Source organism: Serratia sp. YWN4, from assembly GCF_055790845.1.
On sequence record NZ_CM147696.1, the window covers coordinates 2923693 to 2945795 of the forward strand.

22 protein-coding genes and 1 pseudogene are annotated in these 22103 nt (G+C 52.2%); 9 read left to right on the forward strand and 14 right to left on the reverse strand.

Annotated elements, in window-relative coordinates:
* Positions 1 to 484: 484 nt before the first annotated feature.
* Positions 485 to 1303: pseudogene (locus ACX9GT_RS13890) on the forward strand (Kdo hydroxylase family protein); the annotation flags it as partial.
* The gene (locus ACX9GT_RS13895) at positions 1222 to 1500 is read left to right on the forward strand and encodes a hypothetical protein (RefSeq protein WP_473191589.1); all 279 of its coding nucleotides are present in this window, start codon (positions 1222 to 1224) and stop codon (positions 1498 to 1500) included. The pseudogene ACX9GT_RS13890 and the gene ACX9GT_RS13895, both read left to right, overlap by 82 nt.
* Here ACX9GT_RS13895 and ACX9GT_RS13900 read toward each other — a convergent pair.
* The 4 genes from ACX9GT_RS13900 to ACX9GT_RS13915 all read right to left on the reverse strand — a co-directional run bounded on the left by ACX9GT_RS13900 (position 1415) and on the right by ACX9GT_RS13915 (position 4180).
* Positions 1415 to 1861: a YcgN family cysteine cluster protein gene (locus tag ACX9GT_RS13900; RefSeq protein WP_473187342.1), complete on the reverse strand. Its 447-nt coding sequence runs from the start codon at positions 1859 to 1861 to the stop codon at positions 1415 to 1417. The genes ACX9GT_RS13895 and ACX9GT_RS13900 overlap by 86 nt on opposite strands.
* Before the next feature lie 176 nt (positions 1862 to 2037).
* Positions 2038 to 2694, reverse strand: a complete 657-nt coding sequence (locus tag ACX9GT_RS13905; protein ID WP_473187343.1) for a fumarylacetoacetate hydrolase family protein — start codon at positions 2692 to 2694, stop codon at positions 2038 to 2040.
* 89 nt (positions 2695 to 2783) lie between these two features.
* Positions 2784 to 3818: a lytic murein transglycosylase gene (locus tag ACX9GT_RS13910; protein WP_473191590.1), complete on the reverse strand. Its 1035-nt coding sequence runs from the start codon at positions 3816 to 3818 to the stop codon at positions 2784 to 2786.
* An 89-nt stretch (positions 3819 to 3907) separates the two neighbouring features.
* Complete coding sequence (locus ACX9GT_RS13915) at positions 3908 to 4180, reverse strand: YcgL domain-containing protein (protein ID WP_473187344.1); 273 nt, start codon at positions 4178 to 4180, stop codon at positions 3908 to 3910.
* A 136-nt stretch (positions 4181 to 4316) separates the two neighbouring features.
* On the opposite strand from ACX9GT_RS13915, the gene minC reads away from it, so the two are divergent.
* Genes minC through minE form a run of 3 tightly spaced genes read left to right on the forward strand, consistent with a single transcriptional unit; the run spans position 4317 to position 6114 of the window.
* A complete protein-coding gene (gene minC / locus ACX9GT_RS13920) occupies positions 4317 to 5003 on the forward strand; it encodes a septum site-determining protein MinC (protein WP_473187345.1) in 687 nt (228 codons plus the stop codon).
* Between the two features lie 25 nt (positions 5004 to 5028).
* Positions 5029 to 5841: a septum site-determining protein MinD gene (gene minD / locus ACX9GT_RS13925; RefSeq protein ID WP_459402524.1), complete on the forward strand. Its 813-nt coding sequence runs from the start codon at positions 5029 to 5031 to the stop codon at positions 5839 to 5841.
* Positions 5842 to 5844: 3 nt separating this feature from the next.
* Positions 5845 to 6114, forward strand: a complete 270-nt coding sequence (minE, locus tag ACX9GT_RS13930) for a cell division topological specificity factor MinE (RefSeq protein WP_459402523.1) — start codon at positions 5845 to 5847, stop codon at positions 6112 to 6114.
* Positions 6115 to 6337: 223 nt separating this feature from the next.
* On the opposite strand, the gene rnd is transcribed toward minE, so the two are convergent.
* The 5 genes from rnd to ACX9GT_RS13955 all read right to left on the reverse strand — a co-directional run bounded on the left by rnd (position 6338) and on the right by ACX9GT_RS13955 (position 12858).
* Positions 6338 to 7459 (reverse strand): ribonuclease D, encoded by a 1122-nt coding sequence (gene rnd / locus ACX9GT_RS13935; protein ID WP_473187346.1) that lies wholly within the window; start codon positions 7457 to 7459, stop codon positions 6338 to 6340.
* A 121-nt stretch (positions 7460 to 7580) separates the two neighbouring features.
* Entirely contained in the window at positions 7581 to 9269 is a 1689-nt protein-coding gene (gene fadD, locus ACX9GT_RS13940; RefSeq protein ID WP_473187347.1) for a long-chain-fatty-acid--CoA ligase FadD, read from the reverse strand.
* 198 nt (positions 9270 to 9467) lie between these two features.
* The gene (locus ACX9GT_RS13945; protein ID WP_473187348.1) at positions 9468 to 10067 is read right to left on the reverse strand and encodes a Slp family lipoprotein; all 600 of its coding nucleotides are present in this window, start codon (positions 10065 to 10067) and stop codon (positions 9468 to 9470) included.
* A gap of 105 nt (positions 10068 to 10172) precedes the next feature.
* Positions 10173 to 10874, reverse strand: a complete 702-nt coding sequence (gene tsaB / locus ACX9GT_RS13950) for a tRNA (adenosine(37)-N6)-threonylcarbamoyltransferase complex dimerization subunit type 1 TsaB (RefSeq protein WP_473187349.1) — start codon at positions 10872 to 10874, stop codon at positions 10173 to 10175.
* 79 nt (positions 10875 to 10953) lie between these two features.
* On the reverse strand, positions 10954 to 12858 hold the full coding sequence (locus tag ACX9GT_RS13955) for an ATP-dependent DNA helicase (protein ID WP_473187350.1): 1905 nt from the start codon (positions 12856 to 12858) through the stop codon (positions 10954 to 10956).
* A gap of 258 nt (positions 12859 to 13116) precedes the next feature.
* On the opposite strand from ACX9GT_RS13955, the gene ACX9GT_RS13960 reads away from it, so the two are divergent.
* Entirely contained in the window at positions 13117 to 13461 is a 345-nt protein-coding gene (locus ACX9GT_RS13960; RefSeq protein WP_473187351.1) for a RidA family protein, read from the forward strand.
* A gap of 191 nt (positions 13462 to 13652) precedes the next feature.
* On the opposite strand, the gene mdtI is transcribed toward ACX9GT_RS13960, so the two are convergent.
* From mdtI to zwf, 4 genes are all read right to left on the reverse strand, one after another.
* Entirely contained in the window at positions 13653 to 13982 is a 330-nt protein-coding gene (gene mdtI / locus ACX9GT_RS13965) for a multidrug/spermidine efflux SMR transporter subunit MdtI (protein ID WP_473187352.1), read from the reverse strand.
* Entirely contained in the window at positions 13969 to 14337 is a 369-nt protein-coding gene (gene mdtJ, locus ACX9GT_RS13970) for a multidrug/spermidine efflux SMR transporter subunit MdtJ (RefSeq protein ID WP_459402780.1), read from the reverse strand. Before mdtJ ends, mdtI begins: the two co-directional genes overlap by 14 nt.
* Before the next feature lie 528 nt (positions 14338 to 14865).
* The gene (locus ACX9GT_RS13975; RefSeq protein WP_473187353.1) at positions 14866 to 15507 is read right to left on the reverse strand and encodes a bifunctional 4-hydroxy-2-oxoglutarate aldolase/2-dehydro-3-deoxy-phosphogluconate aldolase; all 642 of its coding nucleotides are present in this window, start codon (positions 15505 to 15507) and stop codon (positions 14866 to 14868) included.
* Positions 15508 to 15645: 138 nt separating this feature from the next.
* A complete protein-coding gene (gene zwf, locus ACX9GT_RS13980; protein ID WP_473187354.1) occupies positions 15646 to 17121 on the reverse strand; it encodes a glucose-6-phosphate dehydrogenase in 1476 nt (491 codons plus the stop codon).
* A gap of 314 nt (positions 17122 to 17435) precedes the next feature.
* Between zwf and ACX9GT_RS13985 the strand changes: the two genes are divergently transcribed.
* The 3 genes from ACX9GT_RS13985 to ACX9GT_RS13995 all read left to right on the forward strand — a co-directional run bounded on the left by ACX9GT_RS13985 (position 17436) and on the right by ACX9GT_RS13995 (position 20957).
* Positions 17436 to 18344 (forward strand): MurR/RpiR family transcriptional regulator, encoded by a 909-nt coding sequence (locus ACX9GT_RS13985; RefSeq protein ID WP_473187355.1) that lies wholly within the window; start codon positions 17436 to 17438, stop codon positions 18342 to 18344.
* Positions 18345 to 18531: 187 nt separating this feature from the next.
* Positions 18532 to 19974, forward strand: coding sequence for a pyruvate kinase (gene pyk / locus ACX9GT_RS13990; RefSeq protein ID WP_473187356.1), 1443 nt, complete (start codon positions 18532 to 18534; stop codon positions 19972 to 19974).
* A gap of 92 nt (positions 19975 to 20066) precedes the next feature.
* Entirely contained in the window at positions 20067 to 20957 is an 891-nt protein-coding gene (locus ACX9GT_RS13995) for a leucine-rich repeat domain-containing protein (protein WP_473187357.1), read from the forward strand.
* Positions 20958 to 21024: 67 nt separating this feature from the next.
* Here ACX9GT_RS13995 and lpxM read toward each other — a convergent pair whose 3' ends face one another.
* Positions 21025 to 21993, reverse strand: coding sequence for a lauroyl-Kdo(2)-lipid IV(A) myristoyltransferase (gene lpxM / locus ACX9GT_RS14000; protein WP_473187358.1), 969 nt, complete (start codon positions 21991 to 21993; stop codon positions 21025 to 21027).
* Positions 21994 to 22103: the final 110 nt, after the last annotated feature.

Here is a 22103-nt window from a genome sequence, read left to right on the forward strand (position 1 = left end):
AACTCTCATTACTGGGCGGGAGTAACCGACAAACTACCTAACATTGGGCTCAAAAAGAAGCTTGAACAGAGGATTTAGGGCGTAATTTACATAACATTAAGTTGTGTTTGAGCAGCAATCTGTTTTTCCGCTATAAAATTTGCCCACTGAGGTATGTTTCAAAAATGTATACATCCAGCATTCACTCATATAAACAACCCGCATTTTATTCATTGCGGATATATTTTGACGCGATTTGTTAAGATAAACAAAAATAAATAAAGCTCATAATTCACCATCAGATTAACTCTAGGCTATTTATTTATAGCATTATTTACTCTTTGTTTAATTTCGTATACCGATTATGTTTATAAACATCTATCATAGGTAAGATATAACACCGTGCTTCAACCTATCAGGCTGTGTAGTCACCTGTCTTTTCGACAGATAAACCCGTGAGAAAGGCGCGGTATTTTCGTAAGGGAACAAAATGCCAGAGATTAAAATGAATCAGGAGGCTGCCATCATACAGCTTCCCTATCGGGATTGGAGTGCTACCTCTCCTTCTTCTATAGATGCCGTCGCCGCTCTCGAACAAGGCAAAGTACTGTTTTTCCCCCATCTGGCCTTTAATCTGACCGACGCTGAGAAAACCTTACTGACCCCCGAGTTGGTCGATCCTAAACGCAAAAATATCAGCTATCAGCCAGAGCAGCAGAAACTGACTGGCGTGGCAGTTGAAGACAAGCGTGAAGCCGTGCAGAAATTACTGGCTCGCCATCATCGGGCCTGCCAGGAGTTGGTGATTTCGGTATTACCCGAATATCGCCATACGCTGCATACGCCAACCAACAGCCTGCGCCTGCACCCTATTTCTGCCTGGAAAGCCAGCAATTCATGGCGTAAAGATGACACCCGTCTTCATGTCGACGCTTTCCCTTCGCGCCCTAATTACGGTGAACGTATTCTACGGATTTTCACCAATATCAATCCCCATGGTGAAAGCCGTCTCTGGCGTGTCGGTGAGCCGTTCCCAGAGTTGGCGCAGCGTTTTCTACCTCGGATCGGGCGTTATTCGCCCTTTATCAGTTGGTTGCAGGATAAAGTGGGAATTACCAAAACCCGTCGCAGTCATTACGATCATCTGATGCTACAAATGCATGATGCGATGAAAGCCGATATGGAATATCAGAAGAATGGTCCGCAGCAGGCGATTGAATTCCCGCCGGGCAGCAGTTGGATTTGCTTTTCCGATCAGACACCGCACGCCGCCATGGCGGGGCAATTTATGCTGGAACAGACCTTCCTGCTGCCGGTGAAGGCGATGAAAACACCGCAGAATGCGCCACTGAAAGTGTTGGAAACGCTGCTTCATCAACCGCTGATTTAGCTTGTGCCACGTTACCGGTGCTGGGGAAAACTGACCTATCAGTGATTACCTGGCCCAGCTTGGCTTATTTAAGATGTGATCCTGCCAGTCCACCACTTCGCTTTCGCGTACCGCGATATGGCGCACCGTAATGCGTTCACCGTGCATCGCCGCCTTAGAACCGCTGATCAGCGGATGCCAAGAGAATAGCGGTTTACCTTCACCAATCAGGCGATAAGCACAGGTTGGCGGTAGCCAGTCGAACGTGGTGAGGTTTTCACGCGTCAGCTTGATGCAGTCTTCTTCCAGCTCAAACCGGCGCTCATAATTGCGGCACTGGCAGGATTTAATATTGAGCTGATCGCAGGCAACGTTGGTGAAATAGATTTCGTCGGTATCTTCGTCGATCAGCTTATTCATGCAGCATTGGCCACAACCGTCGCACAGCGATTCCCACTCTGCTTCAGACATTTCATCCAGCGTTTTCTGTTGCCAAAAAGGGAGTTGTGACATATCTACATCCAAAATAGGTAAATGAACAGAGCACCCGCGTACAGGTTTCAAGGGGGGCACTATATAGACACTCAATGCAAAAGGAAATAACCAGGCAGTTTCAGTTACCCCCTCCCTACTGCTGTCGAACTGATTCTGCCTGCAACGCCACAATCAATGTTGCAGGCAGCAAGAAATTAAATCACGCGGGTGCTGAGTGCTTTACCATTAAGGGAAATTTTCAGCATGTCGCCGGAAACCATCGGCCCGACGCCCTGAGGCGTACCGGTCAGAATGATGTCACCTGCACGCAGTGTGAAGAAACGGCTCATGTAGGCGATCAACGGTAAAATCGGGGTGATCATATCGCGGGTATTACCCTGCTGACGCAGTTGGTCATTGACGATCAACGACAGTTCAGCATTTTGCGGATCGCCAAACTCAGCCACCGGAATAAAGCCGGAGATTGGGCAAGAACCGTCAAAACCCTTGGCTTTCTCCCACGGTTGCCCGGCCTTCTTGAACCCGGCTTGCAACTCACGCAGGGTCAAGTCCAACGCCACACCGTATCCGGCGATCGCACGCGCTACGCGATCTTCATTGGCCTGCTTCAACGGAGTACCGATCAGCACCGCCAACTCAACTTCGTGGTGTACCGAGCCCAAACCTTTGGGGATCGCTACTGGCTGGCGAATATCACACAGCGCCGTTTCCGGTTTGATAAATACCACGGGTTCAGGCGATGTCGCACTGCCCATTTCCTTAATATGATCGGCATAGTTGCTGCCGACACAGACCACTTTACTTACCGGGAAATCGAGCAACGCACCTTGCCAGTCTCTATGTTGATACATATCACCTCTCCCAACCACATGTAGGGGCTCAGCATACAAGCCCATATTTGAACAAGGGCACCACTCCGGGCTCCCTTATGGCATCGGCATTACTGCCCGATGCCGTCGGCCATCATCCCCACACTGATCGCAAAATAATATGAGCGATTCCAGTGCATGAGGGTACGAAAATTATCATAAACCAGGAATGCCCGCCCTTGTAGATCATCCGGCGCGATCACCCAACTGCGTAAACGGGAAGATGGCAACGCGGAACCATCCGGCAGCATAACGCCGCGTGCGGCCCATTGATTCACAGAATGCGCCTGCGCATCTTGCAACCCCAGGCTGGCGATATTGAATCCTACGGGCAGTTTCACCTCGCGGCCCCAGTCAACACCTGCCTTCCAACCTTCTGTCGCCAGATAATTAGCCGTGGAGGCAAATACATCATCAAGATTATTCCAGATATCAATACGACCATCGCCATCACCGTCTACGGCATAAGTCAGGAACGACGTCGGCATAAACTGACACTGCCCCATCGCCCCCGCCCACGAGCCTTTCAGCCCCTCAGGATCGATATGCCCTTGTTCAATAATATGCAGTGCCGCCATCAACTGTTTACTGAAAAACGCCTCGCGCCGCCCTTCAAACGCCAAGGTCGCCAGGGCTGAAATGACATCTTCCTTCCCCTGTATCTTACCAAAGCCACTTTCCATGCCCCACAACGCAACAATATAGCGCTCCGGCACACCATAACGCGCGGCCGCTCGTGCCAGTTGTGGTTGATATTGCTGAGCCATTTCGCGCCCGCGCTGGATTTTCCAGGCCGGTAATACGCGCTTCAGATAATCGTCCAGCGTGGTTTTCTTTTCCAACTGATTGCGATCGGCGTTGACCACCCGATCAACAAAATGCACGTTGGCAAAAGCGCTGCCGACCGTCGTCTGGCTGATGCCTTGCGTCAGCGCTTGATGCTTCAACTGCTCAACATAAGCCGGGAACTCAGCCGGATCGCGTCCGGTTTCCGCCAGCGAACTGCCCTGCGTTGATGGCGCAGGCAGCGGAGCCGCAACAATCTGCCGAACGCAGCCACCGAGGATCAGCGCGGTTAATACTATCGACGCTGTCGATAACTTCATCATGACTTTCCCTAACTTTGATGACCTGCGGCCTGAATCAGAATATTCAAAGAACCGGCGTTTAACTCCGCGCTGAAAACCCGTGAGGGTTATTTCTTGCTGTCAGACAGATGCAGGTTTAATAAGTTTTCCACCGGTGGCGGGAATTGCAGATAAAAGCCATCCTGTTGCAACGCTTCTTTCACCGTTTCAATATCTGCCGAGGCCAATTTCTTGCGCCCGTCGAGTGAAAGCATCATCGAGAACTGAGGCGTACCAAAGCTTTTCATCAACTCTTCCGGCACTCGAGAGAAATCGTCTTTTTTTTCGACATAAAGATAAGTTTGATCACGTTTTGGGCTTCTATAGATCACACAAAGCATTTTTTTAACTCTATTTAATTGAGGCAGCGTCTTGCCTGGATATAACTCTGACTATAACATGCTTATAGTACTTCGGAATATCGCACCCCGAGTGGCATTCTGGGGATTTAACGTTGCTGAGACTGAGTCAGGATAGATGTCACAATCGCCAATTGAGCTAAAAGGCAGCAGTTTTACCCTATCGGTTGTTCATTTGTATAATTCGGAACCCGAGGTAATACGTCAGGCATTGCAGGAAAAGGTGGAGCAAGCTCCGGCTTTTCTTAAAAATGCCCCTGTTGTGATCAATGTTGCAACGCTGAACGGTGATGCAAACTGGAAAGACATTCAACAGGCTGTCACGGCTGCGGGTTTACGTGTGGTCGGTATCAGCGGTTGCAAAGACGAGCGGCAAAAACGGGCGATCGCCCGTGCCGGTTTGCCATTGCTGAATGAAGGTAAAAGCCAGAAGATGGCCGCTCCTGTCGCCGCGCCGGTGCCAGAAAATACCCCCGCCAAAACGCGTATCATCAGTGCTCCTGTCCGTTCCGGCCAACAGATTTATGCCCGCAACAGTGATTTGATCGTCACCAGCAGCGTCAGCGCCGGTGCAGAATTGATTGCCGACGGCAACATTCATGTTTACGGCACGATGCGTGGCCGTGCACTGGCTGGTGCCTCCGGCGATGCTCAGTGCCAGATTTTTTGTACGCACCTGGGTGCTGAGCTAGTCTCTATCGCAGGGCAGTATTGGTTGAGCGATCAGATCCCGTCCGACTTCTTCGGGCAGGCAGCGCGGCTCAGCCTGTTGGATAACGCTTTAACCATACAACCTTTAAATTAAGCCCTTTTGACAAGGAATCCATTTCATGGCACGCATTATTGTTGTTACATCGGGTAAAGGGGGCGTTGGCAAGACCACATCAAGCGCGGCCATTGCTACCGGCTTAGCCCAAAAAGGCAAGAAAACCGTGGTGATCGACTTCGATATCGGTCTGCGTAATCTTGACCTGATCATGGGCTGTGAACGCCGGGTAGTTTATGATTTTGTTAACGTTATTCAGGGTGATGCCACGCTGAACCAGGCGTTAATCAAAGACAAACGCACCGAGAACCTCTACATCCTGCCCGCTTCGCAAACGCGTGATAAAGATGCGCTGACCTTCGAAGGCGTTGAGAAAATCCTCAACGATCTCGACGAGATGGGATTTGAATTTGTGGTTTGCGACTCTCCGGCGGGTATCGAAACCGGCGCGCTGATGGCGCTGTATTTCGCCGATGAAGCTATCATCACCACCAACCCGGAAGTGTCCTCCGTACGTGACTCCGACCGTATCCTTGGCATTCTGGCCTCCAAATCACGCCGTGCCGAGAAAGGGGAACCACCAATCAAGGAACATCTGCTGCTGACCCGTTACAATCCGGGCCGCGTCAGCCGTGGCGACATGCTGAGTATGGAAGACGTGCTGGAAATCCTGCGTATTCCGCTGGTTGGCGTCATTCCGGAAGATCAGTCCGTATTACGCGCCTCCAATCAGGGTGAACCTGTTATCCTTGATAATGAGTCAGACGCCGGTAAGGCCTATGACGATACCGTTCACCGTCTGTTAGGAGAAGAACGCCCATTCCGCTTCATCGAAGAAGAGAAAAAGGGCTTCCTGAAACGCCTTTTTGGGGGATAAACCATGGCTTTGTTAGACTTCTTTCTGTCCCGCAAAAAATCAACAGCCAGTGTAGCCAAGGAACGGCTGCAAATTATCGTCGCAGAACGTCGCCGTGGGGACAGCGAGCCCCACTATCTGCCTGATTTAAAACGCGACATTCTAGCGGTAATTTGTAAATACATTCAAATCGATCCTGAAATGCTGCATGTGCAGTTCGAGCATAAAGGGGACGATATTTCGGTACTTGAACTGAACGTGACGCTACCGGAATCGGAAGAAACACCTAAATGATTGCAGCGCATTAATTACCCCCTGTCTATTTTATGCAGGGGGTGACTGTATATATATACATGCAGCAAGGTAAGAAACACGAATAACGATCTTTTTGGCACCGAGATAATTCACAATTAATCTGAAGGGATTATTTTTTAGCGGTTGTTAAACTTTTTACGACGTTATTTCTGCAAAAAATGGAACAGTCAGGCTTACACTGCCCCATTTTTCTGGTTAGCGATTAATAATTCTTCAAGATATCCTGCAAGGGTGCTGCCAATAAATCACCACGCCAGCCACTGATTAACTCAGGCTGATTCTCGTTACCTTTCAGTTTCCAATGCCAATTTAGCAATTGGTTAATCTGCCGACGTGAGGCCAGCAGTTCGCTGCTTAAACCGCTCTTTTCACTCACTTCGGTAATAACCGCTTTGATTTCCTTGAAGACTTTCTTGTAACCCGGCTGGTCGATCAGATTAGTTATTGGTTCAGGCAATGCTGACTCATCAAGCGCGTTAGCTTCTGCCACCAGAGCAACCAGCGTTTTGCCATGATAACGAATCTCCGGCCCACTCAGCCCAAGTGCATCAAGCTCCCCCAGCGACGCTGGCATGTAGCGGGCAACGGCCCACAGGTTCTCTTCACGCACCACAAAGTTCACCGCCAAATCGCGCTCACGGGCCTGGCGCAAGCGCCATTCAGCCAGTTTCTGCAAGCAGCCTAACTGACGCGGCCGCAATTGCCAGGCGTTGGTGATCTCGCGATATGCCAGTTCTGGCGCTAACGTTTCACTACGACGCTGGCAGAGCAATAAACATTCACTGTGTGCAGCCCCGGTGCAGCCCGCTTCTTCGGTTTCCTGTACCAGTTGCTTGGCCATCGGCAACAGATAGAACACATCGGCAGCAGCATAAATGCACTGCCGCTCCGTTAATGGCCGCGCCAACCAGTCGGTACGGGATTCACTTTTATCCAGCTCGACCTGCATATACTCCGCCACCAGTTTGGCAAAACCGCAAGACAGCGCATGGCCGCTAAACGCCGCCAGGATCTGAGTATCAATCATCGGCGTCGGCAGCGTTTTGAAGGCATTGAGGAAAACTTCCAGGTCTTCACTACCGGCATGCAGGAACTTCACTACGCCGGTATCAGCCAGCAGATCGATAAACGGCTGCCATTGTTTGATGGGCAGTGGATCAATCAGGGAAAGTTGTTCACCATCGTATAACTGGATCAGGCCTAACTGCGGATAATAGGTACGCGTTCTTACGAACTCGGTGTCCAGCGCAATCTGGGCATGGTTTCTTGCCTGCTCGCAGACCTGTTGCAAGCCAGCGTCGGTAGTGATCAACTGATAATTCAAAACGTCATTCTCTTTATCGTTTACCCGCTATCCTGCACGGAGGAAATGGGTATTTCATGATTCAAACACAACAACGCCGGCATAAACCGGCGTTGTTAATAAGGAGTTGTAACGACATTACCTAGGCAGCATCAGCTGCTTTCGGCTTTTTTTGTTCGTCACGCAGTTCCCGGCGCAAAATTTTGCCAACGTTCGACTTCGGCAATTCGTCACGGAACTCAACAATTTTTGGCACTTTATACCCGGTGAGATGCCGGCGGCAGTGGGTGAGCAACTCCTCACTGGTGAGTGAGGCGTCTTTCTTCACGACACAAATCTTCACGGCTTCACCAGAAGCCCCGCTCGGCACGCCGATCGCCGCACACTCCAGAACTTTCGGATGCTGGCTGACCACATCTTCGATTTCGTTCGGATAAACGTTAAATCCGGAAACCAGGATCATATCTTTCTTACGATCGACGATGCGAATAAAACCTTCGTCATCTACTGTAACGACATCTCCGGTCGCGAGCCAGCCATCTTTCAACACTTCATCTGTTGCGTCTGGCCGCTGCCAATAGCCTAACATAACTTGCGGGCCTTTGACCCACAGTTCACCGGGATTACCAGCAGGAACATCTTTACCATCATCATCCACTAAACGAATATCAGTGGAGGGAACCGGCAAACCAATACTACCACTATAATGCTTCAGATCGTGCGGATTGCCTGATACCAGCGGAGAGCATTCAGTCAGGCCGTAGCCCTCAAGCAAGTGTTTGCCAGTCAGTTTTTCCCACCGTTCCGCTACCGCTTTCTGCACCGACATGCCGCCGCCTACCGACAGCCGCAGCGTGGAAAAATCGAGTTTCTGGAAATCTTCATTATTCAGCAACGCATTGAATAATGTGTTCACACCGGTCATGGCGGTGAACGGATATTTCGCCAATTCCTTCACCATCCCTGGAATATCACGCGGATTGGTGATCAGCAGGCTGCGCCCTCCCAGTTCCACAAACAGCAAGCAGTTCACCGTCAAGGCAAAGATGTGATACAGCGGCAGCGCCGTCACCACCAGTTCCTGCCCGTCACGCAGCAAAGGAACATAGGCTGCTTTCGCCTGAGCCAGGTTAGCCTGCATATTACGGTGAGTCAGCATCGCGCCTTTAGCCACACCGGTGGTGCCGCCGGTATATTGCAGAAAGGCCAAGTCGGTATTGACGACATCCGGTTTGACGTATTGCAGACGACGACCACGCTGTAACGCACTGCGAAAAGAGATCGCGTCCGGCAGATGGTATTTAGGCACCAAACGCTTGATGTATTTCACCACAAAGTTCACCAGCGTACCTTTGGCCGCAGAGAGCTGATCGCCCATGCGCGTCAAAATCACGTGTTTCACCTGGGTTTGGAACACCACTTTTTCCAGCGTATGGGCAAAGTTGGAGACAATCACAATGGCGCTGGCGCCGCTATCGTTCAACTGATGTTCCAATTCACGCGGTGTATACAGCGGGTTGACATTCACCACCACCATGCCAGCACGCAAAATACCAAACAGGGCGATCGGATATTGCAGCAGGTTTGGCATCATCAGTGCGACACGATCGCCCTTTTTCAGCCCCAATTCATTTTGCAGATAAGCAGCAAACGCCCGGCTGCGCTCTTCCAACTTGCGGAAGGTCATCACCTCGCCCATGTTGATAAAAGCGGGCTGATCCGCATAACGTAAGGCCGCATTTTCAAATACTTCGATCAGAGATGTGTAGTGATCGGCGTCAATCTCTGCCGGAACATCTGCCGGGTAACGTTTTAACCAGACCTTATCCAAGCTATTACTCCTGAAATTTTTGCTAATTATCATCGCAGCCCCCCAACTTACGGCCAAGCTTTAACAATATTTTAACTCAGCGTACCAGTTTGAGTTTTAAACAATACTCAGGTTGCGATGTAGGTCACTAATTGCTAACGCGCTCTTGCGCAAAAAAGAATAAGGCGGCTATTAAGCCGCCTATCAGAATGAACAAACTTACGGGACAACCAAGGTCTGTATCCGGGCTGGGCCAGGATTGTACCATCCTGGTCCGCCTCCCCAACCTGGCCCCCAAGGGTCATGACGCGGCCCCCAAGGTCCCCATGGCCCCATCGGTTGCGGGGGCATCACAATCTGCTGAGCAATGCGCCAGCGCTTGAAACCGGTGGCATTCATGGTGACAAACCGGTATGGCGTCATACCGATTTTGCCTTCGCGGACACCGGTAATCGGCCCCACTACCGTGATCAACTGCCGATTGAAATCGACCGGATCAAGGAAGCCGTTAACCGAAGCCAGCAACCGCCCCTGCGAAGGTTCCCCCAAAATAGGGCGAGCACCGGCATCCAACGGCACCGCAGCGATCTCCAACACCGTACGACCCTGTTCGTTGGTCATGGCAACTACCGTGCCGCCAAAACGCGCCTCGACACCGGTAAACAAATGCGGTGCATTTTGCACCGTAGACAGTTGATCCACTGGCGTAGCACTGGTTCCCTGAAGAGCATCCGGAATAGTGACGCAACCGGAGAGCGCCAACACACTGCTGGCAATCGCCAGAGTTAATCGTTTTTTACTCAAAGTGCGGGTCAGCATCGTCGCAATCTCCTGAATTGGCTGTAACTTCGACCGCATTCCTTAGCGCAAGTTGCAGGCGGGCGTATTTCCGACATCAATGACAACATAATAATAATAGTGTAATTATTCGCGGCCCGGCAGTTTCTTCCAGGTGACTTCATTGCGCAGATAGGTGGGTTCAGCGTTTTCGACGCTCACCGCCAGCCCCTGCTGCCAGACTTGCAACGCCAATGGCAACATGTCTTCGGCCTGCGGCAACAGCATTTGCCCATCAGTCAGCTTGAGAGAAGTGCCAGCAACCAGGTCCGGGTAGGTTTGCCAACCGGTGCCCGCATAGGCCCAGTTGCCCTGCAAGCGTTGGGCACGCTCCAGCACCTGCGGCGGCGACAGCACCGCTTCACCTTCGCTCTCCAACCAGCGACCATCATGCTGGCGCTCGAACTGGCCCCAGTAAACTTCGCCCATGCGTGCGTCGATCGCCGCCAGCACGCGCTGTGCACCGGTCATACGCCAAGCGCCTTGCGCCATGGTTTGCAAGGTAGAGATCCCGAGCATGGGGAGATCGGCACCCAGCGCCAACCCTTGGGCGATACCAATGCCAATACGCACACCGGTAAAGCTGCCCGGCCCACGGCCAAAGGCCAGCGCATCAAGCTGAGCCAAGGTTAATCCGGCTTCGGCCAGCACTTGTTGCACTAAGGGTAAAATACGCTGAGTGTGTTCGCGTGGACACAGTTCGAACAGGGCGTGGATTTCGCCTTGATTCCAGATAGCGACAGAACATGCTTCCGTCGCCGTATCGATCGCTAAAATTCGCGTGGACATGCCAAACCTCAGGCGGGAAAAGTCAGTGGTTTCATACAGGGCGCGCATTGTAGCACAGCCCTGAAGTCGCGCCTATCCGCTAGCATTTCGCCTTGAGAAAGGCGATTGCCTGTGCCAGATCGCGGGTACGCGGTGTCGGCGGCAAGCTGTTGAGGAACACCTCGCCATAGGGGCGCATCACCAAACGGTTGTCACAAATCACCAGCACGCCCCGATCGTCAGTATCGCGAATCAAGCGGCCAACGCCCTGTTTCAGGGTAATCACCGCATCCGGTAGTTGCACATCGTTAAACGGATCGCCACCGCGCAGGCGGCAATCCTCAAGGCGCGCTTTCAGCAGCGGATCGTCAGGCGAGGTAAACGGCAGTTTATCGATAATCACACAGGAAAGCGCATCACCCCGTACGTCCACCCCTTCCCAGAAGCTGCTGGTGGCCACCAATAGCGCATTGCCCGCTTCGACAAACTGCGCCAACAGTTGGCCCTTACTGGTTTCCCCTTGCAACAGCACCGGCAACGTCAGCGTGGCACGGAACTCCTCTGCCAGTTCGCGCATCATCTGGTGCGAGGTGCAAAGGAAGAAACAGCGCCCCTGATTGGCTTCGATCAAAGGCCGCAGCATACGCGCCAATTGGCGGGCACCGCCGGGCTGATTGGGTGAAGGCAGGAAACGCGGCACGCACAGCAACGCCTGATTAGCATAATCAAACGGGCTGGCTAGCAGCAGCGTTTTGGCTTTATTCAACCCCAGACGCTCGGTGAAATGGCCCATCTGCTCGTTAACCGACAGCGTTGCCGAGGTAAAGATCCAGCTGCCCGGCTTCTCGTCGAGCATTTCACGAAAACGTTCGGCCACCGTCAACGGGGTCAGCGCCAGCACAAAATGGCGCGAATTGCATTCATACCAGTAGCTGAATCCTGGTTCGTTGACCTCTTTCAGCCGTTTGAGCCGGGTACGATACTGCGTCGCGCGCTCAAACGCGGCATCCAGCAACGCCGAACGACCTAGGGAAAGTTTGACCACGTCGTAACAGAGTTCCAATGCGTCATCGAGCAACACCAGCGCCCGCTGAACGTTCGGTTGTGCCAGCACTTCGCGCAGATTACCGCGAAAACCCGGTTCCCCTAGCGCCAGGCGAAAATCCTGAGTGCTTTGGCTGAGGCGATCGGCACTTTTTTGCAACTGCGCCGTATCACGCACTTCGGTGCGGTAAGCGATGGTGATATCTTTCGCCAGATCCAGCAGTTGGCGGCTGGTGAGTTGCTTGCCAAAATACTGGCTGGCGATATCCGGGATCTGATGCGCTTCGTCGAAAATCATCACGTCCGCTTCCGGGATCAGTTCGGCAAACCCGCCCTCTTTGACCACCATATCCGCCAAGAACAGATGGTGGTTCACCACCACCACATCGGCATCCATCGCGCGGCGGCGCGCCTTGACCACAAAGCACTCTTTATACAACGGGCAATCGCTGCCCAGGCAGTTATCGTTGGTGCTGGTCACCAACGGCCAGACGAAACTGTCTTCCGCCACGTCGCTACAGGAGCTGATGTCCCCTTCTTCCGTTTGTGACGACCAACTGCGCAAGCGCACCAGATCCACCAGCGTTTGCCCCGCCAGTTCACCACCGGCCATCGACTGCTGTTCGAGGCGCTCCAGGCACAGGTAGTTGGAACGCCCTTTCAGCAGCGCCAACTTGCCTTTGTATTTTAATGCCTTGGCGACGGTAGGAAGATCGCGCGCATAGAGCTGATCCTGCAACGCTTTGGAGCCGGTGGAAATAATCACCTTGCGCTTGGAGCGCAGCGCCGGAGCCAGATAGGCATAGGTTTTGCCGGTACCGGTGCCCGCTTCAACCACCAGTTCCTGTTTGAAATTGATCGCTTCTGTCACCGCTTCGGCCATCAAGCGCTGCGGTTCACGGGGTTTGAAACCTTTAATTGCCTGCGCCAAGGCGCCTTCTGGTGCGAAATCGTCTGCCACGCTATCTCTCTGTCGGTATTATTCAGCGGTGATTATACCCTTATTACTTGAAGTTGCAGCGTTGTTGGCTGCGGGTGTTCACCCCAGTCACATAGTTATCTATGCTCCTGGGGACTCACGCCCTTGCCGCCTAGCTACAACTCCAAGTACTTTGGGTACTTGCCAAGCCTGCTAAGCTGCTACCGTCGACTTTATTGCAGCACACATCCTGCGATGGCTATGTTACCCTTATGCGGTTGATGATAGGGAGATAATTGAATGAATATCGAACGTATTGATCCAGCACATCGCTGGTCTGAAGCCGTGATCCACAATGACACCATTTATTACACCAGCGTGCCGGAAAACCTCGATGAGGACGCCACGGCACAAACCGCCAACGCACTGGCCGCTATTGATATCTTGCTGACTCGCGTGGGGTCGGACAAGAGCCGGGTATTAGATGCGACCATCTTCCTGGCTGACGGCGATGACTTTGCCGCCATGAATGCCGCCTGGGATGCCTGGGTGGTGGCTGGCAGCGCGCCGGTGCGCTGCACCGTGCAGGCCAAGCTGATGAATCCGAAATTCAAAGTCGAAATCAAGATTATCGCGGCACTGTAAAAGAAAACCGCAGGCGACAAACCTGCGGTCAGACAGCTGACAAAGCCAGATATTAGGGAGAGCGTGCCGAAGGGGTCGTAGCGGCGTAAGCCGCCGGAGCGCCCCTCGGTGCTCTAGGCCCGAGTATCTCGGGCTTAAAAACCACGTTGTCATCAACCTCACCGCAGGCGACAAACCTGCGGTTTTCTGTTTCAGGCCAGTTTGATCATCACCATACCTACCAGCAGCAACACCAGGCCAATCCAGCCTTTAGTATTTAAGCGCTGCCCGAACAAGATCCAGCCTGCGGCGATCGTGGCGGCGATACCGAAACCACCCCACAGCGCATAGGCCACCGACAGGTCGATTCCCTTAACTGCCTGCGCCAGCGCACTGAACGCCCCTAGTACTGTCAATAGTGATAACAGCCCCAGCCAAACTTTACTGAAACCGTCTGACATTTTCAGAAAGATGTTAGCGATAATCTCAAGCACGATGGCCAATGCCAGGAACCCTATGTGATACCACTCAAGCTGTTGCATGGTTATCACCTCGAGGGCTGACCTGTTTTCGTGCTTTGCGGGTGCCAGATTTCACCAGCAGGATCCCGGCGATCAATGTCACTAACCCCAGCACTTTCAGCGCAGAAATCGGTTCATCAAACAGCATCACGCTGAACAGGGTAATAAACAGAATGCCGATCCCTTCCCACAACGCATAAGCCACGCCCAGCGCCACGCGTTTTACCGCTAACGACAGCATCACATAGGAACCGGTAATCATCACATACATCACAATATGCCCGGTCATGCCCCCGCTAACGCTGGCGTATTTCATGGACAGGGTACCGATAATTTCAGCAACGATGGCAAAGCCTAAAAATATCCAATAAATCATCATTTTTCTCCCAAACGGCGAATAACGCACGCTAAGGCGTATTTATCCCGATTAATCTCGTCAAACCGGCGCACGGCGGCGCTTGAGACGCAGAGATCCCTGGGGATAAACCTACCCGAATGCTGTAAGAACATTGGCCCGGTTACGCCAAATGAGCAGGAATAAAACCTGTCATTAGCACCGGTTAAAGGAGAAAGACGCTATAGCTCGCTGCACCAGTGATGCTCACTGGCAAGGATAGCAGAAAGGAAAAGTTGGCAAGTAGAAGTTCTGAGGGTAATTCCATTAAGTATCATCATAATTATTCTATATCTTCAGCCGCACACCGTGCGATTTGCCCAATATCCTCATGAATATAATATTTTCAACTGCTTTAGTTTTACCACAGCAAAAATGATAAAGCAAACCGCCGTTTTCACAAAATGCAGTTAAAAACGGTTTAAAAATAAGAATGTTAATGTTTTTAAAAATTAAAAAAGCCCGGTATGACACCGAGCTTTGCAGAGGTTAGCGGCCTGAAAAAGGTGCTTAGGCGCTAGCGCCTTTAACGGCTTCACGCGCCAATTCGGTGATGCGGGCGTAGTCGCCTGTTTCCAGTGCGTCGGCTGGTACCAACCAGGAACCACCGATACACAGCACGCTTTTCAGTGCCAGGTAATCACGATAGTTATTTGGTGTGATCCCGCCGGTTGGGCAGAAACGAATCTGCGGGAACGGGCCGCCGATCGCTTGCAGCGCTTTAACACCGCCATTAGCTTCAGCCGGGAAGAACTTGAACTCGCGCAGGCCGTGATCCATACCCAGCATCAGTTCAGAAACCGTGCTGATACCTGGGATCAACGGAATACTGCCTGCGGTTGCTGCTTTCAGCAGGCTGTCGGTCAGGCCTGGGCTGATAGCAAATTGCGCACCGGCTTCGGTCACTTCATGCAATTGCTGAGTGTTAATCACCGTTCCCGCACCGATAATGGCGTCCGGGACTTCTTTGGCGATCGCACGGATTGCATCCATCGCGCAGGCCGTGCGCAACGTCACTTCCAGTACGCGCACGCCACCCGCAACCAGCGCTTTAGCCAGCGGCACCGCATGTTCCAGTTTGTTGATCACAATAACCGGAACGACTGGGCCTGCCGTCAGGATCTGTTCTGCGCTGGTTTTCCAGTTTTTCATCGTCGTTATCTCCACTACTTTCGGTTTGTGTATGGCACGCCCCTGCCACAGGGCTCCGCATCACTGCGGATTCCGACCGTACCGCTAGCCCGCCTGAAGCGGGTAAAAAAACCGGCAGAGCAACTGCCGGCAGAGTCTTTACTCGAACTCATTCCAGGAACGGCCATCACGGGTGATCATCGCCACGGAGGCCACTGGGCCCCAAGTACCGGACTGGTAAGGTTTGGGTGCTTCGTTATCCGCTTTCCACGCGTCCATGATGGAGTCAACCCACTTCCAGGCTTCTTCCACCTCATCACGGCGCACGAACAGCGCCTGGATACCGCGCATAGTTTCCAGCAGCAGGCGCTCGTAGGCGTCCGCTACGTGCTCCTGGTTAAAGGTTTCCGAGAAGCTCAGATCCAATTTGGTGGTTTGCAGGCGGTGTTTGTGATCCAGACCCGGCACCTTATTCAGCACCTGGATTTCGATTCCTTCATCCGGCTGCAAACGGATCGTCAACTTGTTCTGCGGCAACTGTTGGTACGAATCACGGAACAGGTTCAGCGGTGGGTTCTTGAAGTACACCACCACTTCCGAGCATTTGGTTGGCAAACGCTTACCGGTACGCAGATAGAACGGCACACCGGCCCATTGCCAATTGTCGATATCCACCCGGATGGAAACGAAGGTTTCGGTATTACTGCTCTTGTTGGCACCTTCCTCTTCCAGATAACCCGGCACTTTTCTGCCCTGCACAAAGCCCGCGGTGTACTGACCACGCACGGTGGTTTCCCGCACATTGGTCTGATTGATACGGCGCAGCGAGCGCAGCACTTTCACTTTCTCGTCACGAATGCGATCGGTGGTCAAATCCGCCGGTGGTGACATGGCAATCATGGTCAGGATCTGCAGCAAGTGATTCTGGATCATGTCGCGCATCTGGCCGGCCTGATCGAAATAACCCCAGCGCCCTTCAATCCCCACCTCTTCTGCCACCGTAATCTGCACGTGATCGATGGTGCGGTTATCCCAGTTAGAGGCGAACAAGGAGTTGGCAAAACGCAGTGCCAACAGGTTCAGTACCGTTTCTTTGCCCAGATAATGGTCGATGCGGTAGACCTGGCATTCGTTAAAATATTCCGCCACCTGATCGTTGATCACGCGGGAAGAGGCCAGATCGGTACCCAGCGGTTTTTCCATCACCACGCGCGCGGGTTCTTTATTCAATTTGGCTTCGCCCAACCCTTTGCAGATAGCACCGAAAGTGCTTGGCGGCATGGCAAAATAGTTAATGGTGGTACGATTTTTTTGGTCCAGCATCTTGCCTAGATTGGCAAAGTGTTTGCTGTCATTCACGTCCAGGTTGCAGAAATCCAGACGGGCACTCAGCGTGGCCCACAGCTCATCGTTCAGCTCTTCTTTCATAAAGGTGCCAAGCGCTTCCTTGACCACCTTGGTATAGGCTTCTTTATCCCACTCGGCACGACCGACACCGATAATACGGGTATCCGGGTGGATGTGACCGGCTTTCTCTAATTGGTACAGGGAAGGCAGCAGTTTACGACGCGCCAAATCGCCTTTCGCGCCGAAAATAACCAGGTCGCATGCCTGGGCTGTAGAGGTTACCGCCATGTTCATCTCCTCGTTGCAGGATATCTGTAATTTTCTTACATTACTAATGTACTCTTTTTGACTACAGCCAGTAAACCCAGATAAAAAGCAGAAAAAAACCTCAGAAACTGCGTGTTAACCCCGGCACAGCGCTAACACCGCTGGCAGAAGGAAAAACTGTAATTTTCTGTCTTTTTTGACGCTCTTTTACCATTATGAAAGTTAGACACAGGTCATGTTCTGGTGAAAAAAGCCAGTTTATCCCTGGTCGAGACTGCCAACGGTTACCAGCACGTAGTATATTTTCACCAAACTGGCATTGATTTCTCCTTTGAATGAAATCGACATACCCTATGAGTGACTCTCGCTATATGAATACGCTGGAAAAAATCCAGAGCCATCTGGAGATCCTGAGCAAATCTGAAAGGAAAGTCGCCGAGGTGATCCTCGCCTCCCCGCAAACCGCCATTCACTCAAGCATCGCCACATTGGCTAAAATGGCCGATGTCAGTGAGCCTACCGTCAACCGTTTTTGTCGCCGCCTTGATACCAAGGGGTTCCCAGATTTCAAATTGCATCTGGCACAAAGTCTGGCCAATGGCACGCCCTACGTAAACCGTAACGTAGAAGAAAACGACAGCGTTGATGCCTACACCAGTAAAATCTTTGAATCCGTTATGGCCAGCCTGGATACAGTAAAGGCAAATCTCGACATTGCCGCGATTAATCGTGCGGTTGACCTGTTGACCCAGGCAAAAAAAATCTCTTTCTTCGGTTTAGGCGCTTCAGCTGCTGTCGCGCATGACGCGATGAACAAGTTTTTCCGCTTTAATATTCCGGTGGTGTATTTCGACGATATCGTGATGCAGCGCATGAGTTGCATGAACTCGACGGAAGGCGACGTGGTGGTATTGATCTCACACACCGGGCGCACCAAAAACTTGGTGGAAATGGCCCACTTGGCACGTGAAAACGACGCAACGGTTATTGCTATCACCTCACACGATACTCCGTTGGCCAAAGAAGCCACACTCGCCCTGCTGCTCGATGTGCCGGAAGATACCGATGTCTACATGCCGATGGTGTCACGGATTGCTCAGTTAACGCTCATCGACGTGCTGGCAACCGGATTTACCTTGCGCCGCGGGGCTAAATTCAGAGATAACTTGAAGCGGGTCAAGGAAGCATTGAAAGAATCGCGCTTTGATAAGGACGTTGTCATTCCTAACAGTTTTGATTCATAACGGATTTGAAAACCGCTGTTCAGGGTAATGATTTAAACGGCGGAATTTAAAGTTGTACCGTGTTTTTACACTCATAAGGATAGCCTGAGTGAAACGTCTACCCACTAAAGTAGCTGTTCTCATCCGGTTTCGTTATCCTAACGTTTAGCAACACCAATACTTGCTTTACCAGTCAACGGAGTAATACATGTCCAGACGGCTCAGAAGAACCAAAATCGTTACCACACTGGGTCCGGCTACCGACCGCGACAATAATCTGGAAAAGATCATTGCCGCCGGTGCGAACGTAGTTCGGCTTAACTTTTCCCATGGCAGCGCAGAAGACCATCAGGCTCGTGCAAATAAAGTGCGCGAGATTGCTGCCAAATTGGGGCGTCATGTCGCTATCTTAGGCGATCTTCAAGGGCCAAAAATTCGTGTTTCCACCTTTAAGGAAGGCAAAATTTTCCTTAACGTCGGGGATAAATTCCTGCTTGATGCCAACCTGTCGATAGGCGAAGGCGATAAAGAAAAAGTCGGTATCGACTATAAAGGCCTGCCTGCCGACGTGGTGCCGGGCGATGTCCTGCTGCTGGATGATGGCCGCGTACAGCTGAAGATTATTGAAGTTCAGGGCATGAAAGTGTTCACCGAAGTGACCGTCGGCGGCCCACTGTCGAACAATAAAGGCATCAACAAACTGGGCGGTGGCCTGTCGGCTGAAGCCCTGACCGAGAAAGATAAGGCCGATATTATTACCGCCGCCAAAATTGGCGTCGACTACCTGGCCGTCTCCTTCCCGCGTACCGGCGAAGACCTGAACTATGCTCGCCGCTTGGCGCGCGATGCAGGCTGTAACGCCAAAATCGTTTCGAAAGTCGAACGTGCCGAAGCGGTGGCCAGCGACGAAGCCATGGACGATATCATCCTGGCTTCTGACGTGGTGATGGTTGCCCGTGGTGATTTAGGGGTGGAAATCGGCGATCCGGAACTGGTCGGTATCCAGAAGAAACTGATCCGCCGTGCCCGTACGCTGAATCGCGCGGTGATCACCGCGACCCAGATGATGGAGTCGATGATCACCAACCCGATGCCAACCCGTGCCGAAGTGATGGACGTGGCAAACGCCGTGCTGGATGGTACCGATGCGGTGATGCTGTCTGCCGAAACTGCGGCTGGCCAGTATCCTGCCGAAACCGTCGCTGCGATGGCGCGTGTCTGCCTGGGTGCTGAAAAAATCCCAAGCATCAACGTTTCCAAACACCGCCTGGATGTGCAGTTCGACAACGTCGAAGAAGCGATTGCCATGTCGACCATGTATGCGGCTAACCACCTGAAGGGGGTTACCGCCATTATCGCTATGACCGAGTCTGGCCGTACCGCGCTGATGATGTCACGTATCAGCTCCGGCCTGCCGATCTTCGCCATGTCGCGCCATGAGCACACGCTGAACCTGACCGCTCTGTACCGTGGCGTTACGCCAGTGTACTTTGGTAGCCACAGCGATGGCGTAGCCGCTGCCAATGACGCCATCACTCGCTTACGCGACAAAGGCTTCCTGGTGTCCGGCGATCTGGTGCTTGTTACTCAAGGTGACGTCATGAGCACCGTCGGCACCACCAATACCACCCGCATCCTGCGCGTAGAGTAATTACGCCAGATGTTTCAAGGCCAGTCGATTAACCCTGACTGGCCTTTTGTTTTCTTGCTCGCCAAATACTCTACGGCCTTCGGAGTTCTTTCATGCTGCATCAGCATCATCTACAACCACTGCCCGAAAACCCTGAAGTGCTGGACCTGGATGGTCAGCGGTTAGAAAACCTCGACAATGCAAACCTCTCAGGAACCGCTCTGCAAAAAATAAGCCTGTACAATAATTACCTGACCACTTTTCCCGAGCAGATCTTCCACCATCGCCATCTGAAAGTGCTGAACATTTCCTGTAATAACATTACCCATCTGCCAGCGGAGATTGGGCTGTTAACGCAATTGGAGATGTTTGATTTCGGCCATAACCAGGCACGGTTCATTCCAGCAGAGATAGGAGCATTGTGCGGATTACACTATCTGTATCTGAGCGACAATAAGTTCAGCGATTTGCCTGATTCGGTGCGGCAGTTGCAAGCGCTGCGCTATCTGAATCTGACCGATAATCAACTGGCGATGATACCGGCCGCCGTATTCTCGCTGAGTGCGTTGCAGGAACTTCGCCTTTACAACAATCAAATTTCTGCGATTCCGGCCGAGATCGGCATGTTGCGCCAGTTGCGTGAATTACATCTGATGAAGAACCGTATCGAAACATTACCCGACGAAATCGCTCAACTCAGCAAACTTATGGTGCTCGATCTGGAAAACAATGCCGTTTCGCGCTTGCCGGATGCCTTTTGCCAGTTGCCTAGCCTGACCACGCTGAATCTGCGCTTCAACAAGCTGACCCAACTGCCTGATGACTTCGGTACTTTGGACTCACTGGTATCATTGGATCTGCGCGCGAATCACTTGAGCGAGTTGCCACCGAGCATGGCGCAAATGAAAAATCTGCGTCGGCTGGATTTACGCTGGAATGACTTTAGCCGCTACCCGCAGGTGATCGATCGCCTGATTCAGCAAGGCTGTATGGTTCATTTGTAATTGCAGTAACAAAAAAGCCGAACGGTAACTCCCATTCGACTTTCAGCAAATAAAACCAGGCTGACACTTAACGATATAAATCGTCGCGTGAGTAAGGTTCGATCTCCCCTGCTTTACGCGTTTTCAGCAGTTTCAGGATCCAGGTGTATTGTTCTGGATTCGGGCCAACCAGATTCTCAACCTCTTCATTCATCCGGCGGGCAATGCGGTTATCGTTCGCTTCTGCCAAGTCGTCCATCGGTTCCCGAATATAGATATCCAGCATGCTGGTTTTACCGTCATACACCGGGAACAGCGGCACAATCGCCGCACGACACACCTTCATCAAACGCCCCACGGCTGGCAGCGTGGCTTTATAGGTGGCAAAGAAATCGACAAACTCACTGTGCTCAGCACCGTGATCCTGATCCGGCAGATAGTACCCCCAATAGCCTTGCCGCACCGAGCTGATAAAGGGTTTGATGCCGTCATTGCGCGCATGCATGCGGCCACCAAATTTGCGGCGCACGGTATTCCACAAGTAATCCACCAACGGATTGCTCTGATTATGGAACATGGCGGCCATCGGCTGACCACGCGCAGCCATCAGCATGGCTGGCACATCCACCGCCCAACCGTGCGGCACCAGGAAGATCACGTTACGGCCTTCCTGACGAATTTTATCCAGCACTTCTTCACCGTGCCAACGCACGCGCTTAAGTACTTTTTCTGGTTTGGTACAGGCCAGTTCAGCCATCAGGATCATTGACTGCGGTGCGGTGGCGAACATCTCATCAATAATGTGTTCACGCTGATTTTCCGGCACCTCCGGCAGGCAATAAAGCAGGTTGATGCGCGCACGGCGGCGAGCCCCTTTGGCCACTTTCCCCGCCAGTTTACCGATAGCGCCCAATACCGGATCGCGCATGCGCGCCGGGATCAAAGAAACACCGGCCATCAGCCCGGTTCCCAACCACACTCCCCAGTAACGCGGGTGGAAGAAGGCTTTCTGGAACTGTGGTATGAACTCTACGTTCGATTTTTTTTCGTTTTGCATGTAACAACTCTTCGCTCAGCGCGTCAGGCATAACCCTCATTACAGAAGGCAATTTACACCGAACAGGCGCCAATATAAAAACATCGGCCCGAAATCAGGCCGATGTAGGA

What these genes read in the sequence shown, in the direction of transcription:
- ACX9GT_RS13900 (WP_473187342.1), bottom strand. Translation starts at nt 1,861, where the DNA reads ATGTCACAACTCCCTTTTTGGCAACAGAAAACGCTGGATGAAATGTCT.
- ACX9GT_RS13905 (WP_473187343.1), bottom strand. Translation starts at nt 2,694, where the DNA reads ATGTATCAACATAGAGACTGGCAAGGTGCGTTGCTCGATTTCCCGGTA.
- ACX9GT_RS13910 (WP_473191590.1), bottom strand. Translation starts at nt 3,818, where the DNA reads ATGAAGTTATCGACAGCGTCGATAGTATTAACCGCGCTGATCCTCGGT.
- ACX9GT_RS13915 (WP_473187344.1), bottom strand. Translation starts at nt 4,180, where the DNA reads ATGCTTTGTGTGATCTATAGAAGCCCAAAACGTGATCAAACTTATCTT.
- minC (WP_473187345.1), top strand. Translation starts at nt 4,317, where the DNA reads ATGTCACAATCGCCAATTGAGCTAAAAGGCAGCAGTTTTACCCTATCG.
- minD (WP_459402524.1), top strand. Translation starts at nt 5,029, where the DNA reads ATGGCACGCATTATTGTTGTTACATCGGGTAAAGGGGGCGTTGGCAAG.
- minE (WP_459402523.1), top strand. Translation starts at nt 5,845, where the DNA reads ATGGCTTTGTTAGACTTCTTTCTGTCCCGCAAAAAATCAACAGCCAGT.
- ACX9GT_RS13945 (WP_473187348.1), bottom strand. Translation starts at nt 10,067, where the DNA reads ATGCTGACCCGCACTTTGAGTAAAAAACGATTAACTCTGGCGATTGCC.
- tsaB (WP_473187349.1), bottom strand. Translation starts at nt 10,874, where the DNA reads ATGTCCACGCGAATTTTAGCGATCGATACGGCGACGGAAGCATGTTCT.
- ACX9GT_RS13960 (WP_473187351.1), top strand. Translation starts at nt 13,117, where the DNA reads ATGAATATCGAACGTATTGATCCAGCACATCGCTGGTCTGAAGCCGTG.
- mdtI (WP_473187352.1), bottom strand. Translation starts at nt 13,982, where the DNA reads ATGCAACAGCTTGAGTGGTATCACATAGGGTTCCTGGCATTGGCCATC.
- mdtJ (WP_459402780.1), bottom strand. Translation starts at nt 14,337, where the DNA reads ATGATTTATTGGATATTTTTAGGCTTTGCCATCGTTGCTGAAATTATC.
- ACX9GT_RS13975 (WP_473187353.1), bottom strand. Translation starts at nt 15,507, where the DNA reads ATGAAAAACTGGAAAACCAGCGCAGAACAGATCCTGACGGCAGGCCCA.
- zwf (WP_473187354.1), bottom strand. Translation starts at nt 17,121, where the DNA reads ATGGCGGTAACCTCTACAGCCCAGGCATGCGACCTGGTTATTTTCGGC.
- ACX9GT_RS13985 (WP_473187355.1), top strand. Translation starts at nt 17,436, where the DNA reads ATGAAATCGACATACCCTATGAGTGACTCTCGCTATATGAATACGCTG.
- pyk (WP_473187356.1), top strand. Translation starts at nt 18,532, where the DNA reads ATGTCCAGACGGCTCAGAAGAACCAAAATCGTTACCACACTGGGTCCG.
- ACX9GT_RS13995 (WP_473187357.1), top strand. Translation starts at nt 20,067, where the DNA reads ATGCTGCATCAGCATCATCTACAACCACTGCCCGAAAACCCTGAAGTG.
- lpxM (WP_473187358.1), bottom strand. Translation starts at nt 21,993, where the DNA reads ATGCAAAACGAAAAAAAATCGAACGTAGAGTTCATACCACAGTTCCAG.